Source organism: Mesorhizobium sp. P5_C1, assembly GCF_054049815.1.
The window spans coordinates 1-15,368 of sequence record NZ_JBFULQ010000101.1 but is presented as its reverse complement, the minus strand read 5'-3'; the positions used below and the strand labels follow the sequence as shown (position 1 = coordinate 15,368).

Here is a 15,368-nt window from a genome sequence, read left to right as displayed (position 1 = left end):
GATTCCTGCTTGGTTCGGGGCATGTCTCTCTTCCCAGGTAACATTTTCGTGTCTGCCGTTTGATGGCCGATTCTGACCAAATCGTGACGCCTGCTGAACTAGTCGACGAATGTTTCATCACTGTGCCGACATGTTTAATAAAATGTTTCGGCGCGCCTTTACCTGTGATCCAACGACGTTTTTGTCGAAAGTAGCGACTTGACGGCAACACCTGCCAAGGYGATAAAGCCGCCCATGAAAACGTCTTTCGCCATTTGTGGCATTTGCATTATTGGCTAGCCTCGCGCTGGTCCGGACGTTTTCGCCTCATCTTCCCCAGATTGGACAAACGCCCCGGCCAGCAGGCTGGAGTCTGTTTTGCGTCTCGGCGGGCGCCCGGCTTCAGTCAAAACATAACGAACCGGGAAGGCACGAATGTCTGACGCATCGCATGGCCTGCGCCTCTACAACACGCTGACGCGGACGAAAGAGGATTTCGTCCCGATCGATCCGCGCAATGTGCGCATGTATGTCTGCGGCCCGACGGTCTACGACTTCGCCCACATCGGCAATGCCAGGCCGGTGATCGTCTTCGACGTGCTGTTCCGCTTGCTGCGCCATCTCTATGGCGAGGCGCACGTCACCTATGTGCGCAACATCACCGACGTCGATGACAAGATCAACGCGCGCGCCTTGCGGGACTTCGGCGGCGAGATCGCTTCCGGCGCGCTCTCGCTCAACAAGGCAATCCGGCGGGTCACCGAAAAGACCGCCGACCAGTTCCACAGGGATGTGGCTGTTCTCGGCTGCCTGGAGCCGACGGTCGAGCCGCGCGCCACCGAATTCGTCGAGCCCCGCGCTGATGGCAAGGCCGACATGATCACCTTGATTCAAAGCCTGATCGGACGCGGCCATGCCTATGTCGCGGCGGGTGAAGTGCTGTTCGACACCGCCTCGATGCCGGACTATGGACAATTGTCGAAGCGCAATCTCGACGAGCAGCAGGCCGGCGCTCGGATCGCCGTCGACGCGCACAAGAAAAGCCCGCAAGATTTCGTGCTGTGGAAGCTGTCGTCACCGGAGGAGCCGGGCTGGAACAGCCCATGGGGCAGGGGACGGCCGGGCTGGCACATCGAATGCTCGGCGATGTCGGCCGCCTATCTCGGCGAGGTCTTCGACATCCATGGCGGCGGCCTTGACCTGATCTTCCCGCACCATGAGAACGAGATCGCCCAGTCGCGTTGCGCCCATGGCACCGACGTCATGGCCAATATCTGGATGCACAACGGCTTCCTGCAGGTCGAAGGCCAGAAGATGTCGAAGAGCCTCGGCAATTTCTATTCGATCAACGAGTTGCTGGAGACYGAGACTTTTGGCGGTCGCAAATGGCCGGGCGAGGTGCTGCGGCTGGCAATGCTGATGACGCATTATCGCGAACCGATCGACTTTTCCGTGCGCAAGCTCGAGGAGGCCGAAAACATGCTGCGCAAATGGAAACGGGCGGCGGATCTTGCGCCGGCCGCGGGGCAGTTGCCGGTGGAGGTCATCGATGCGTTGTCGGACGATCTCGCCACCTACGCCGCCTTCCAGGTCCTGACGCAGTTGGCCGGCGAGGCCGTGGACGGCAACGAAGCGGCGGCGTCGCTGAAGGCGTCGCTGCTGTTCCTCGGCTTCGATGTCGCCTCGGCCGACATTGATGAAGGTGGTGTTGCCGAGGCGATCGCCAATCGCCTCGCGCTCATCGCGGCGAAGAACTGGGCCGACGCCGACCGCATCCGCGACGAACTGCTGGCACAAGGCGTACAATTGAAGGACGGCAAGGACCCCGTCACCGGAGAGCGCGTGACAACGTGGGAGGTGAAGCGGTGAGGGTGGCGCTGGATACCAAGTTGGCGAAAGCGCCTGTGACAGCCGATCTCCCCCCTTGCGGGGGAGATGTCCGGCAGGACAGAGGGGGGTGGGAAGGATCGCCAACCACTCAATCCATTCCCATCGACAAACAACTCACGGCATCGCCACAATTGGCTGATGGGCCGGAGGGACAGCACCCCCCTCTGTCCTGCCGGACATCTCCCCCGCAAGGGGGGAGATTGGCCATCATCCATGATTTCGCCAACCTTCAAAACGAGGGCGCCTGATGGGTCACGACCTCGTCCCGCCACGCCAGCGCAAGAACGCAAAATCCATGCGTCGTGTGATGACCGATGCCGAGCTGAACCTCTGGAATGAGATTCGCGCACACAGGCTGATGGGATTGAGCTTTCGACGGCAGGTGCCGATCGGACCCTACATCGTTGATTTTGCCTGCTCGGACAAAAAGCTGATTGTTGAGGTTGATGGCAGCCAGCATGCGGATGCTGAGCATGTCGAGCGCGATGCAGAACGCAGCACCTTTTTGAAGGGCAGCGGCTGGACCATCCTGCGCTTCTGGAACGACGACGTCAGTCGCGATATCGACAATGTCTGCCAGCACATCGTGATCGAAGCCGGCCTGGCCGGCGCCGAAGTTCTGACGAGCGAACCAGCAAGGGAGTCCGTACCATGATCGACCATCTCGGTATCACCGTTGCCGATTTCGATGCTTCGAAGGCTTTCTACGACAAGGCGATGGCGCCGCTGGGTGCCTCGCTGCTGTATATGGTGCCGCTGGAATACACCGGCGGCGCCAAGGTCGGCGGCTATGGCCGCGACCGGCCGGTGTTCTGGCTGAGTTCCGGCAAGGACAAGCCGAGAGACCACCAGCACGTCGCCTTCACCGCGCGCAGCCGCGCCGAGGTCGATGCCTTCCATGCCGCGGCACTTGCCGCCGGCGGCAAGGACAATGGCGGGCCGGGCCTGCGCCCGCACTATCACCCAAACTATTACGGCGCCTTCGTCTTCGATCCCGACGGCAACAATGTCGAAGCCGTCTGCCATGCCCCGGAGTGAACCGCGATGAGCCTCGACAACCGACCGATCTATACCGGCGGCTGCCAGTGCGGCGCGGTGCGCTTTCGCGTCGAGGGCGCGCTTGGCGACGCTTCGATCTGCCATTGCCGCATGTGCCAGAAGGCGTTCGGCTCGTTCTACGCGCCGCTGGTTTCGGTGCGCGGCGCAACGCTCGACTGGACGCGCGGTGAGCCCAAATATTTCCGCTCGTCCAGCCACGTCGATCGTGGCTTTTGCGCCAATTGCGGCACGCCGCTGACCTTCACCGCGCCGGACGGCGTTGGCCTCGCCATCGGCGCGTTCGACAATCCGGCGGAGATCGTGCCGCTGATCCAGTGGGGCACCGAGGCAAAGCTGCCCTATATCGACACGATCCCGCAATTGCCGGGCGAGGAGACGATGGCGGACATGTCGTCGGCCCCCTATCTGGCCGATCTCGTCTCCTACCAGCACCCGGACCACGACACCGAACAATGGCCGCCGAAGGAAAGATCATGACCGAGACAATACGAACCGGCGGCTGCCAGTGCGGCGCGGTGCGCTTCCGCATCAAGGGGGCGCTCGGCCGGCCGTCGATTTGCCATTGCCGCATGTGCCAGAAGCAGTTCGGCTCGTTCTTCGGGGCGCTGGTGACGGTGCCCAGGGATGGCGTCGAATGGACCCATGAGGAGCCAAGCTATTTCCAGTCGTCGGTCAACATCGATCGTGGCTTCTGCGCCCGCTGCGGCACGCCGCTGACCTATCGGCAGCCCGGTGGACTGGAGATCGCCATCGGCGCCTTCGACGACCGCTCCGATCTCGCCCCGCAAATCCAGGTCAACTACGCCGCGCGGCTGCCCTGGGTGGAGACGATCTTCGACCAGCCCATCCACCAGGACCCCGACTACTATGCCCGGCAGGAGCAGATCATCTCCTTCCAGCATCCCGACCACGAAACGGCGGACTGGCCGACCAAAGGTTTGCAGCTATGAGCAGTCGACTGCGCACCCTCTATCCCGAGATCGAGGCGTTCGAGTCCGGCATGCTCGATGTCGGCGACGGCCATCAGGTCTATTGGGAACGCTCCGGCACCAGGGGCGCCAAGCCGGCGGTGTTCCTGCATGGCGGGCCAGGCGGCACCATCTCGGCAAAACACCGGCGGCTGTTCGACCCAAAACTTTACGACGTCATCCTGTTCGACCAGCGCGGCTGTGGAAAATCGACGCCCAACGCCTCCCTGGAAGCCAACACGACCTGGCATCTGGTCGCCGATATCGAACGCCTGCGCGAGATGGCCGGCTTCGACAAATGGCTGGTGTTCGGCGGTTCCTGGGGCTCGACCCTGGCGCTTGCCTATGCCGAGACCCACCCTGATCGCGTCAGCGAACTGGTGGTGCGTGGCATCTACACGCTGACGCGTGCGGAGCTCGAATGGTATTACCAGTTCGGTGTCTCGGAAATGTTCCCGGACAAATGGGAGCGGTTCCTGGCGCCGATCCCGGAGGCCGAGCGCGGCGACATGATGGCGGCTTACCGCAAGCGGCTGGTGGGCAGCGACCGCAAGGCGCAGATCGAGGCGGCTCGGGCCTGGAGCCTGTGGGAAGGCGAGACGATCACGCTTTTGCCTGACCCCGAAACCAGCGGGCCTTTTGGACAGGACGACTATGCCGTCGCCTTTGCCCGTATCGAAAACCATTATTTCGTCCATGCCGGCTGGCTGGAAGAGGGGCAGTTGCTGCGCGATGCCTGGAAACTGAGGGATATTCCCGGCACCATCGTCCATGGCCGCTACGACATGCCGTGCCCGGCGCGCTATGCATGGGCGCTGCACAAGGCCTGGCCGAAGGCGGATTTTCACCTGATCGAGGGCGCCGGTCATGCCTATTCGGAGCCGGGCATCCTGGGTCAGCTGATCCGGGCGACGGACAGGTTTGCGGGCAAATGACCATGACCCGCGAGCGCCTCTATCTCTTCGACACCACCTTGCGCGACGGCCAGCAGACGCCGGGCATCGACTTTTCCGTCGAGGACAAGATCGCCATCGCAAAATTGCTCGACGCTTTCGGCCTCGACTATGTCGAGGGCGGCTATCCCGGCGCCAACCCGACCGACACCGCCTTCTTCCAGGAGAAGCGCACGGCGCGCGCCAAATTTGTCGCCTTCGGCATGACCAAGCGGGCAGGGGTGTCGGCGTCCAACGATCCTGGCCTTGCAGCCCTTGTGCAATCGAAGTCGGACGCCATCTGCTTCGTCGCCAAGAGCTGGGACTACCACGTCCGCGTCGCGCTCGGCTGCACCAACGAGGAGAACCTCGACGCCATCAAGGCATCCGTCGAGGCGGCCATCGCCGCCGGCAAGGAGGCGATGGTCGATTGCGAGCATTTCTTCGATGGCTTCAAGGCCAATCCCGACTACGCCCTGGCCTGTGCCAGGACGGCCTTTGATGCCGGCGCGCGGTGGGTGGTGCTGTGCGACACCAATGGCGGCACGCAGCCGTCGGAAGTCCGCGCCATTGTCGAGCAGGTCATCGGCTCAGGCATCCCCGGTGGCAATCTCGGCATCCATGCCCATGACGACACCGGCCAGGCGGTCGCTAATTCGCTGGCCGCGGTCGAGGCCGGCGTGCGCCAGATCCAGGGAACGCTCAACGGCATCGGCGAGCGCTGCGGCAACGCCAACCTGATCTCGATCGTGCCGACCCTGGCGCTGAAGCCGGCCTTCTCCACCCGCTTCGAAACAGGTATTTCGGCGGAAGCCCTGACCGGTGTCTCCAGGCTTTCCCGCGCTTTCGACGAGCTCCTGAACCGTGCGCCGGAAGCGCAGGCGCCCTATGTCGGTGCCTCGGCCTTCGCCACCAAGGCCGGCATCCATGCTTCCGCACTGGCCAAGGAGCCGGCGACCTATGAGCACGTGCCGCCGGAAGCGGTCGGCAACCGCCGCCGCGTCATGGTCTCGGACCAAGGCGGCAAGGCCAATTTCCTCGCCGAGCTGAAGCGGCGCGGGATTGATGTGCCTAAGGACGACCACCGGCTCGATGCGCTGATTGCCGTGGTCAAGGAACGCGAGGCCGAGGGCTATGCGTATGAAGGCGCCGATGCCAGCTTCGAACTTCTAGCGCGCAAGATGCTGCACGGCCTGCCGGAGTTCTTCAACGTCACCTCGTTCCGCTGCATGGTCGAGCGCCGCTTCGACGCCAACGGCCAGCTGAAGACGGTGTCCGAGGCGATCGTGAAGGTGCTGGTCGACGGCGAGGAGAAGATGTCGGTGGCCGAGGGGCATGGCCCGGTCAACGCGCTCGACATTGCCCTGCGCAAGGATCTGGGCAAATTTCAGAACGAGATCGCCGACATGGAGCTTGCCGACTTCAAGGTGCGTATCCTCAATGGCGGCACGGAGGCGATCACCCGCGTGCTGATCGAATCGCATGACGGCACCGGCGCGCGCTGGTGGACGGTCGGCGTTTCCGAAAACATCATCGACGCTTCGTTCCAGGCACTGATGGACTCCATCGTCTACAAGCTGATGAAGAACCGAGAGATGGCCGRGCTGGTGGCGGCGGAGTAGGGTTGAACCATCAACGAAAGTCCGTTGATCCATCAGAACTTTGTGATGGTCTTGGCAAGGCGGCTGGGCCATAGCGTTGGCCTATGGCCCCTGAAGCAACTGCCCTGGACACCGATTCAAAGGCCCGCCGCGGTTTTCTTTTGGCGCTGGGCGCCTATCTGCTGTGGGGATTGCTGCCCTTCTATATGAAGGCGGTCGCCCACCTGCCGCTCGCCGAAGTCATTGCCCACCGTATCGTCTGGTCGGTACCCATCGCCGCGGCCGTGCTGGTCTGGGCCGGCCGCACGGCGGATTTCAAGGCGGCACTTCGCTCACCCCGCACCATCGCCATGGCCGCGCTGACGGCGGCGCTGATTTCGGTCAATTGGGGCATCTATGTCTGGGCGATCGCCGTCGACCGCACCGTCGAGACCGCGCTCGGCTACTACATCAACCCACTGGTCAACGTCGTCGTCGGCGCGCTGCTCTTGGGCGAGCGTCTCGACCGGTTGCAGATCGCGGCGGTGGTGCTGGCGGCAGTCGCCGTCACGGTGCTGACCATCGAGGGCGGCAAGCTGCCCTGGGTGTCGCTGGCGCTGGCGTTTTCCTTCGCCGCCTACGGCTTCTTCCGCAAGACGCTGCCGATCGGCCCGAGCCAGGGCTTCCTGCTCGAAGTGCTTTTGCTGTCCGTGCCGGCTCTCGGCTACATCGCCTACCTGATCGCGACCGGGCAGGACCACATCGTGTCCGGTAGCGGCGTCGATACGGCGTTGCTTATCGGCTGCGGTCCGGTCACATCGGTGCCGCTGCTGCTGTTCGCCTTCGGTGCCAAGCTGCTGCGCCTTTCGACCATCGGCATCATGCAATACATCGCGCCGACCATGGTGTTCCTGATCGCGGTCCTGATCTTCGGCGAACCTTTCGGCACCACCCAGGCCGTCGCCTTTGCCCTGATCTGGGCGGCATTGGCGATCTATTCCTGGTCGATGCTGACGAACGCGCGCAAGGCTTCTATCCGGTAAGGAGTTTCGATGTACCTGCTGCACATCGCCAACAAGAACTATTCCTCATGGTCGCTGCGGCCATGGGTGCTCATGCGCGAGCTGGATATTCCGTTCGAGGAGCGGCTGACGCCATTTCCGACCGGATCGAGCTGGGATCTCTACCGGCCGTTCTCACCCAGCGGCCGGGTGCCTTGCTTGATAGACAACAGCCTGGTCGACGATGGCTGGGCGGTCTGGGATTCGCTTGCCATCGTCGAGTATCTGGCCGAGCGTCACCATGGCGTCTGGCCCGTCGAGGCCAAGGCGCGCGCCTGGGCGCGGTCGGCCGCCGCCGAAATGCATTCGAGTTTCACCGCACTGCGCGGCGCGTGCCCGATGAGTTGCGGCGTGCGCGTCAAACCGTTCCCGATGTCCGATGCGCTGAAGCAGGATCTCTTCCGCCTCGGCGACCTATGGAACGATGGCCTTGCCCGTTTCGGCGGGCCGTTTCTCGCTGGCGCGCATTTTACCGCCGTCGATGCCTTCTTTGCCCCGGTGGCGTTCCGGGTGCAGTCCTATGGGCTCACCTTCGAGGGGGCGGCTGCGACCTATGCGGCACAGCTGCTCAATCTGCCGGCGATGCGCGAATGGTATGCGGCCGGCCTTGCCGAGACCTGGCGCGACCCGGGCCACGAGGCGGAAATCCGTGCCGCCGGGACCATCATCGAGGATCTTCGCGCTTCGGCATGAACAGTCGCCGGGCTGCGGTTACAGCCCCCGGCCAAGCCGCCTGACGAACAGATAGGTGGCTGCCGCGATAAACACAGAGACCGCTGTCACCACCCAGAAACCCATGGGCGTGTCGACCAAGGGCAGCCCGCCGACATTCATGCCGAACAGGCCCGAGATGATGGTCATCGGCAGCAACACCGCCGTCATGACAGAGAGTACATAGAGCAACTGGTTCGACTGCATGGTCAGCTTGGCCATCAACTCGTCCTGCAACAGCCTTGTGCGCGCCTGCAACTGCTCGCCGTCATGATAGAGCGTATGCGCCCGCTGCGAGAGCCTTGCCGCCATGTCGTTGATCGGGTCAGGCAGCTCGTTGCGATGCGAATGGTCGAGATGCCGGAACAGATTGGTGATCGTCGCCATCTGCCGATGGATCACCACCAGCTGCCGGCGCGCCTCGACCAGCGCCTGTCGCTCATTGTGCCATGCATTGCGCACGACGCGGTCCTCGATGCCGTCGAGCGTGTCGCCCAGCTTGCCGAGCTCGACCGACATGCCGTCGAGCGACTGGCCCGTGACCGCCTCGATCAGTTCCGCCGGCGAGCGGAATTTCCGCGATCCATTCTCCACCGTCTTGCGGACGGCATCGACCGATTCCAGCGGCTGCTTGCGAGCGCCGACCAGCATCGTCTCGTTGAAGGCAAAGCGGAAATGGACAAGCCCGCGCGCTTCCGAAAAGTCGTGTTTTAGGTCCGGCAGATCGCCATAGAGCCAGCCATCCTCGAAGTCGATGTGACAGCCATGGCTGGGGGCAAGGAAGGCGTCGCGCACCGGCCCCGGCAAAGCTTTTTCGGCGCCGATCTCCTGGCGTGCATGCAGGTCGGTGATCTGATAGCTGCGCCAGGTCCAGCACGCCTGTGCAGGGTCCTTGGTGCGCAGGCCATCGGCGGTGAAATGATAGATGAAGAACAGCCCGTGCTCGTCGGGCAGGTAAGGCGACAGGTCGGTGCCTTCCGGGGCAAGAGCGACATCCATGGGCAGTACCAAAGATACAGTTTTCGGAAATGGCGCCGCGTGGCGGCGGCCTGACCGCGATGTCTAGCACGGACGAGTCCGCTTGCGTGTGACGGTTTCTTGACGGTCGATCACAGTCTGCCGATCACCGGCATCGCTTTCGATGTTGCCCGTCATCTGCGGCGCGCGAACGGGCCTAGAGCCCAACGCAATGGTGCGGTCAGCCGCCAGCTGCGTGACGCGAGGATCGCGTCGCGTTCTGCGCGGAGAGCGTCTCGGTCGCGGACGAGCATGTCGCGTTGGAGGCTGAGATCGTGGTTGGTGCGAACAAGTGCGTCGTGGTCGAGTGCGAGGTCACGCGTCGTGACCGTCGGCTGCGGTTGTTCCTGGAGCGGCAGCCGGGCGAGGAGCCATTGGGAAATTGCTGCCGGAAGGGCCAGCGTTCCGTCCAATATCGGATTTGCCTCTGCCGATCCGGCGCTGAACAGGTGATGATAGTGGATGTGGACCAATCGCGCCGCGTCCGGTGCCGGCAACCCAGCCAGGTTGTTGAGAGGAAAATTGTGCGTATCCGGCAAAAGTCGCACGGAGTGGTTTCCCGCGACTGCCGCCAGCGAGAAGGCGGCCTGGCTTGTACCCCAATAGGCGGTGGCCTCTCCGTGCAGAACCCCGGTTCCGGTGTTGTAGGTTGGCCCGTCGGCCCACGACTTCATATCCGCGGCCACCAATTGTCTGAAAATGTCTTCGGTGCGCTGGAAAAGCCCGCAGGCCCTTTTTGCTACAAAAAGCCCGCCATTGTAGCTCGCCCGCACCGCTTGGCCACCGACCGTTGTGTGCACGATGGGCAGACGTTCATAGTCGACGCCGACAAGGGCGCACAACTTTCTCCAGTAGCTGTCGAAGGGGTCGCCAGGACCCGTCGTGCACATTCCCTTGACGTCTACAGGGCGCGCGGCGGCCGAACTGGCGCCCAACGATAAATCGGGCTCGGCGACAAAGATCGTATCGCTGTCGAGCTGCACAATGATTGGCGGCCCCGACCGACGTTCGACGTGAGCAAKCGCGTGAATGCGATACGACGTGCCATATTGCGGGTAGTAACTCTCGATCTCGATCGGCAGATATTCGACATCCATCTGCTCAAGTTTGCGCAGCGTCGACACGGATGGGCGACGGCTACTCCTGGGCGACACGACCGTTATCGGGCACCGCGAATAGGCACCGGCGAAACATCGTATGCTCTCGCACAGCAACAGGGCTTGCGCTTCGAGAATGCCCGCCTCGGCAATCAGGACAAATTCGACACTCTTTTCGGCAATGTCGCGCGCCTGGCCAGTCTCCCGCGGCAGGGCCGGCACACTCGGCGAGGGCGCCGGTGAAGGCTCTATTTTCGCGGCTTCGCCGAGCCATTTCCCGGTCGCGCGCAACCGGGCCTTCAGGCCAGCCGCCAGCCGCTGCATTGCCGCTCTGGTCGCGGCACGCCGGTCGAGCGGCCAACACAGGGAACAGACCCTCAGCATCTCGTGTATCCGCAACGGCGGACTGGCCAGCATGCGGGCAACGAGGCCATGCGCCAGCTGCCTGGCGGCATCCGCATCCTCGGCTCGCTCGAACGGTCGGGCGGCGGCGAGGAAGACGCGAAGCACGGCAAGAAGCTTGCAGTAGGCGGCGGCGCGCCGCTTGACGGCGATCTCATGCCCACGGATGAATTCGGTCATATCGCGCGCGAAGGCGTCGTCATAAAGATCGTAGGTCAGCCCGAGTTTGGCCCAGAGCGCCTCGCGGATCGGATGCGTCCGGTTGCGCGCGTTCTTCGAGTGCTTCGTGCTCAGCCCTTGCGTGTTCAGCCGGTAGCGCGTCAGCGGCTCGGCAAGGTTTCGCGCCCGGCACAAGGGCAGCAGGGCAAAACACAGATAGTGATCATGCGATATCCACTGATCGGCCTTGTAACCCCCGACGGCCTCGAAGCCGCTACGGCGATAGGCCATGGATGAATGATAGAACGGATTGTGGAACAGGATGGTCCACCGGATCGCAATATCCGTTTCGGGCATTAGCTGCCCGCCGACGACGCGGTCGGCTTCGTCGATCAGCGTTACCGCGTTTCCGACGAGGCCAAGCTCGGAGTCCTCGTCCAGCGCCGCGACCAGCCGCCCGACATGCGTCGGCTCGGCGATGTCATCGCAATCCAGACGCAGGATGATGTCGGCGCGAGCCGCCTCGATGCCGCGGTTGGCGGCGGCGGCTGGGCCAAGATTGGTCGGATTGGTCACGATCCGTATGCGCGGATCACGGCGTGCCAGTGCCTCGAAGACCGCGGCTTCGCCGGTCGCGTCATCGACGATCACAAGCTCAAGATCGCGGAACTCCTGGGTTAGGATGCTGTCGACCGCCGCGTCGAGGAAGCGCTGGTCGGTGTAGACGGTCATGACGACGGAGGCGCGGGGAGCGAGATCTGTCTCCGTCTCGGGTCTGTTCTCCAAAGTTTGTCCCCCTGCAGATGTTCCCCGATAGCCAACTCGCTCGCGAGCCGCAAACGGAAATCGCTACGGGACGAGTTTGCTCACCGTAACCGGCGAAAGTCTTGGAGGGAGAGGAGGCGGCAAGCCTTGCCGACCGCCACCCTATTGCGCCCGTCAGCGCTTAGGGCCGAAGCCTGGATAGGGGATGAGCGGGACAATGGCGGCGATGTCCATCATGCCAGCCTTGACCAGCGGCAAGGTGGCGAGATGGTGGTGCACATCGGCGTCGCTGCCGGCCTCGAACATCATGCCGCTGCCCGGGATGTCGCCACGGTTCCACACCTGGCGCACCGCGCCTTCGGCATAGAGCGTGCGCCGTTGCTCGGCCTCGCCGGGCAGCAGCGGCGCGAAATCGGCGTCGCTGAACTTTTCGGTGTTGCGGCTGAGAAGGGCAAAGAACTGCATGGCGGTCTCCTTTGGTTGGGATGACCCAACTATCGCCGCGCCTAGCCAGACTGTCCAAGACTGAATAGGATAAAGTTGAGACCGCGAAGGACTTAAAAGCTTCGGAGAGAAAATGTTCGACCTGCGCCAACTCCGCTATTTCGTCACGGTCGCCGAAACCGGCAATGTCGGCCGCGCCGCCGAGATGCTGCATATTTCGCAATCGCCGCTCAGCCGGCAGATCATGCAGCTTGAGGAGCAGCTTGGCGTTCCCCTGTTTGAAAGAGCCAAGCAACGGGTCCATCTCAACGCCGAGGGCCGCGCCTTCCTCACCGAGGCCCGCTCGCTGTTGTCCAACGCGCGGCGATTGGAGGAGTTTGGCCGCAATCTGGCCAGCGGCGCCGTCGGCCGTCTCGCCATCGGCTATGTCGAAGGCGCCGTTCATGCCGGACTTGTCGCCGGGATGCTGCGTCAGTTTCGCCGCGAACGGCCGGATTTTTATCTTCAGTTGCGAAGCCTGCGGTCGGCGGCGCAACTGGAGGGGCTGCGGCAGCGCTCGCTCGATCTGGGTTTCGTCTATTCGCCGCCGGCTGACGATGACCCGGACATCGCCACGATCGCGCTGCGCCATGAACCGCTGGTGCTGGCGATTCCCGAAGATGATCCGCTTGTCGGGTTGTCGGACATCAGGCCGCATCACCTCGACGGCCGCACCTGGATCACCGTCGTGCGCCAGCCTGACGACACCAACCGTGGCCAGTTCCTGGCCGCTTGCGCCAAGGCCGGCTTTCTGCCCGACATCGCTTATGAGACGGCCGATCCGTTGACCTCGCTTGGTCTGGTCAGCGCCGGCCTTGGCCTGGCCACGGTGCAGGCCAGCCTGCGTGCCGCCGCGCCGTCACGGATCGTGTTTCGCGACCTGCCATGGTTCGAGCGAACGGTTTCCATCCATCTTGCCTGGCGGCGTCACGACCGCCGCGCCGTGATCACCGGCTTGCGGGAGGCAGCGGAAGAAGAGGGTAGGGCAGTAGGGCAGTAGGGCAGTAGGGCAGTAGGGCTTCACCTCAGGCGATCTACATACTGCCTTACTGCCCTACTCCCTTATTCCCCTACATCTTGTCGATCACCGACTGCATGCCCTCGGTCGGGGCGTCGACGGAGGAGCCTGCCACCATGATGGCGGCGACGATTGCCTCGGGGTCGTTGACGACCAGCGGCTTGACCCGCTGCGCGGTGTGGATGAAGCCCTCGGCGGCCATGTGGTCGAGTAACGCCAGCATCGGATCCCAGAATCCGCCGACGTTGGCGAAGACGATCGGCTTGCGGTGATGGCCGAGCTGCCCCCAGGTCATGACCTCGACGATCTCCTCGACCGTGCCGATGCCGCCCGGCAGCGCCACAAAGGCGTCGGATTTTTCGAACATCCTGTGTTTGCGCTCGTGCATATTGTCGGTGATTACGAGTTCGTCGAGCCGGTCAAGCGCGGTTTCGGTCGCCTCCTTGTTGATCAGGAAGCGTGGAATGATGCCCGTCACCTTGCCGCCGGCACGCAAGGCGCCCTCGGCTACGGCGCCCATGATGCCTTTGGTGCCGCCGCCGTATATCAGCCTGAGGCCGGAGCGCGCAATCGAGCGCCCAAGCAGGTGACCGGCCTTGGCATAGGTTTCATCGCGGCCCGGAGACGAGCCGCAATAGACGCAGACGGATCGAATCGTGTTCATACCGATGATTGGTGATTGGGTCTGAAAGCGGGGTCAAGCCCGGGCGGGCTTTTTCTTGTCGGCTTTGGCAAAACAGGCTAGACCGGCATTAGGTGGCTAAGGGGTAGGGAAATATGGCAATTAATCCACTGAAGGCGTTCTTGTTCGCAGCGGGTGGGACCGTTGCGGCCGCAGGAACCGCCTATGTATCGGGCGCACTCGACCCATATCTCATTCGCACGCCACCGGCGGAAGTGGCAGCACTGACCCCACCCGCGGCGCCGAAACCAGCCGATCCCGGCACGGAAGCGCGGCTGCCGCCAGCGGCGGTGCCGGCCGCTCCCGCCGCTGCGCCTCAGGCAACGGCTCCAGCCGTGCCCTCAACGGATGCGGCGGCGCCCGCTGCGGCCGGTCCGATCGTGCCGTCCTTCGATGTGGTGCGCGTCGAGAGCAATGGCTCGATCGTCATTGCCGGCAATGCGGCGCCCAATTCGAAGGTAGAGATCCTCAACGGCACCACCGTGCTCGGCTCGACGGTCGCTGGCCCCGATGGCGCCTTTGTCATCGTGCTCGACGATCCGCTGAAACCCGGCGACTACACAATCGCATTGCGCGCCACCACCGGCGATGTCGTGACCGCCTCGGCGCAAACCGCAGTCGTCTCGGTTCCCAAGGATGCGGCGGGCCAGGTGCTGGCCATGGTCGAAGAGCCAGGCAAGCCGGCCGAACTGCTCACCGTTCCGGCGCCCGAGACAAAGCCGGCCGCACCGGCTGCCGGCGACCAGGCTGCCGCCCCGGCGGCTCCTGCGCCAGCCGCGGTTGCAGCAGCACCCGCTCCGGCGGCACCAGCTACGCCGCCCGCCGGATCAGTGGCCGAACCCAAGATCGTCGTCGAAGCGGTCGAGATCGACGGCAACAAGATCTTTGTCGCCGGTCTCGCCGATGCCGGCCGCAAGGTGCGCGCCTATGCCAATGACATCCTGCTCGGCGACGCGAAGACGTCGCCAGACGGCCATTTCCTGGTCGAGGCGACGCGTGACATTCCGGTCGGCAGCTACACCATCCATGTCGATGGCCTCGATGCCGACGGGGTGACAGTTGTGGCTCGCGCCGCCGTACCGTTCGAGCGCGAGCCGGGCGATTCTGTCGCCGCCGTGGCGCCCGCCGAAGCAAAGCCGGCGGCGCCTGCCGTCGCAGGCGCCGCTCCGGCGGAATCCGCATCGGCTCCTGCTGCACCAGCCACCGAGGCTCCGGCCATGACGCCCGCTCCCGCCACCGATGCTCCGGGAGTTGTGGCTGCGGCAACGCCGCCAGGCGATGTGCCCGAGACGGTGGCGCCCAAGCTCGAACATGCCGGCAGCGCCGTCATCATCCGCCGCAACGATACGCTGTGGCGGATTTCGCGGCGCGTCTACGGCCGTGGCATGCGCTACTCGACCATCTACCTCGCCAACCAGGATCAGATCAGCGATCCCGACCGCATCTGGCCGGGGCAGGTGTTCAAGGTCCCCGAAAAGTCGAAGGAAGGCGAAGCCGCCGACCTCAAGGCGATGGGCGAGCAGGCGACGACGGCTCCGCCCAAGACCAAGTAGTCAGCCAGCGGC

At 63.8% G+C, this 15,368-nt stretch carries 15 protein-coding genes; 11 read left to right on the top strand and 4 right to left on the bottom strand.

Annotated elements, in window-relative coordinates:
• The first annotated feature begins 414 nt into the window (after nucleotides 1-414).
• The 9 genes from cysS (at nucleotide 415) to ACXJ7R_RS11150 (ending at nucleotide 8,162) form a co-directional block, all read left to right on the top strand.
• Nucleotides 415-1,848 carry a cysteine--tRNA ligase gene (gene cysS, locus ACXJ7R_RS11190; RefSeq protein WP_457151889.1) on the top strand — a complete coding sequence of 478 codons (1,434 nt, stop codon included), beginning with the start codon at nucleotides 415-417 and terminating at the stop codon, nucleotides 1,846-1,848.
• Nucleotides 1,849-2,116: 268 nt separating this feature from the next.
• Entirely contained in the window at nucleotides 2,117-2,524 is a 408-nt protein-coding gene (locus tag ACXJ7R_RS11185) for an endonuclease domain-containing protein (protein ID WP_457151888.1), read from the top strand.
• On the top strand, nucleotides 2,521-2,907 hold the full coding sequence (locus ACXJ7R_RS11180; protein WP_457151887.1) for a VOC family protein: 387 nt from the start codon (nucleotides 2,521-2,523) through the stop codon (nucleotides 2,905-2,907). The genes ACXJ7R_RS11185 and ACXJ7R_RS11180 overlap by 4 nt, the downstream gene beginning before the upstream one ends.
• A 6-nt stretch (nucleotides 2,908-2,913) precedes the next feature.
• Entirely contained in the window at nucleotides 2,914-3,405 is a 492-nt protein-coding gene (locus ACXJ7R_RS11175) for a GFA family protein (protein WP_457151886.1), read from the top strand.
• Nucleotides 3,402-3,878: a GFA family protein gene (locus tag ACXJ7R_RS11170; protein WP_457151885.1), complete on the top strand. Its 477-nt coding sequence runs from the start codon at nucleotides 3,402-3,404 to the stop codon at nucleotides 3,876-3,878. Before ACXJ7R_RS11175 ends, ACXJ7R_RS11170 begins: the two co-directional genes overlap by 4 nt.
• On the top strand, nucleotides 3,875-4,831 hold the full coding sequence (pip, locus tag ACXJ7R_RS11165) for a prolyl aminopeptidase (protein ID WP_457151884.1): 957 nt from the start codon (nucleotides 3,875-3,877) through the stop codon (nucleotides 4,829-4,831). The genes ACXJ7R_RS11170 and pip overlap by 4 nt, the downstream gene beginning before the upstream one ends.
• Nucleotides 4,828-6,450, top strand: a complete 1,623-nt coding sequence (gene cimA, locus ACXJ7R_RS11160) for a citramalate synthase (protein WP_457151883.1) — start codon at nucleotides 4,828-4,830, stop codon at nucleotides 6,448-6,450. Before pip ends, cimA begins: the two co-directional genes overlap by 4 nt.
• An 83-nt stretch (nucleotides 6,451-6,533) precedes the next feature.
• Nucleotides 6,534-7,451: an EamA family transporter RarD gene (gene rarD, locus ACXJ7R_RS11155; RefSeq protein WP_457151882.1), complete on the top strand. Its 918-nt coding sequence runs from the start codon at nucleotides 6,534-6,536 to the stop codon at nucleotides 7,449-7,451.
• 9 nt (nucleotides 7,452-7,460) lie between these two features.
• Nucleotides 7,461-8,162, top strand: coding sequence for a glutathione S-transferase family protein (locus tag ACXJ7R_RS11150; RefSeq protein ID WP_457151881.1), 702 nt, complete (start codon nucleotides 7,461-7,463; stop codon nucleotides 8,160-8,162).
• An 18-nt stretch (nucleotides 8,163-8,180) separates the two neighbouring features.
• Here ACXJ7R_RS11150 and ACXJ7R_RS11145 read toward each other — a convergent pair whose 3' ends face one another.
• From ACXJ7R_RS11145 to ACXJ7R_RS11135, 3 genes are all read right to left on the bottom strand, one after another.
• On the bottom strand, nucleotides 8,181-9,179 hold the full coding sequence (locus ACXJ7R_RS11145) for a transporter (RefSeq protein WP_457151880.1): 999 nt from the start codon (nucleotides 9,177-9,179) through the stop codon (nucleotides 8,181-8,183).
• Between the two features lie 152 nt (nucleotides 9,180-9,331).
• Nucleotides 9,332-11,641, bottom strand: coding sequence for a glycosyltransferase family 2 protein (locus ACXJ7R_RS11140; RefSeq protein ID WP_457151879.1), 2,310 nt, complete (start codon nucleotides 11,639-11,641; stop codon nucleotides 9,332-9,334).
• A 153-nt stretch (nucleotides 11,642-11,794) separates the two neighbouring features.
• Nucleotides 11,795-12,085, bottom strand: a complete 291-nt coding sequence (locus ACXJ7R_RS11135; RefSeq protein WP_457151878.1) for a muconolactone Delta-isomerase family protein — start codon at nucleotides 12,083-12,085, stop codon at nucleotides 11,795-11,797.
• 112 nt (nucleotides 12,086-12,197) lie between these two features.
• On the opposite strand from ACXJ7R_RS11135, the gene ACXJ7R_RS11130 reads away from it, so the two are divergent.
• The gene (locus tag ACXJ7R_RS11130) at nucleotides 12,198-13,103 is read left to right on the top strand and encodes a LysR substrate-binding domain-containing protein (RefSeq protein WP_457151877.1); all 906 of its coding nucleotides are present in this window, start codon (nucleotides 12,198-12,200) and stop codon (nucleotides 13,101-13,103) included.
• A 70-nt stretch (nucleotides 13,104-13,173) separates the two neighbouring features.
• Here the strand turns inward: ACXJ7R_RS11130 and ACXJ7R_RS11125 are convergent, their stop codons facing one another.
• Nucleotides 13,174-13,785: an LOG family protein gene (locus ACXJ7R_RS11125; protein ID WP_457151876.1), complete on the bottom strand. Its 612-nt coding sequence runs from the start codon at nucleotides 13,783-13,785 to the stop codon at nucleotides 13,174-13,176.
• Between the two features lie 113 nt (nucleotides 13,786-13,898).
• On the opposite strand from ACXJ7R_RS11125, the gene ACXJ7R_RS11120 reads away from it, so the two are divergent.
• Entirely contained in the window at nucleotides 13,899-15,356 is a 1,458-nt protein-coding gene (locus ACXJ7R_RS11120) for a LysM peptidoglycan-binding domain-containing protein (protein WP_457151875.1), read from the top strand.
• Nucleotides 15,357-15,368 lie beyond the last annotated feature (12 nt).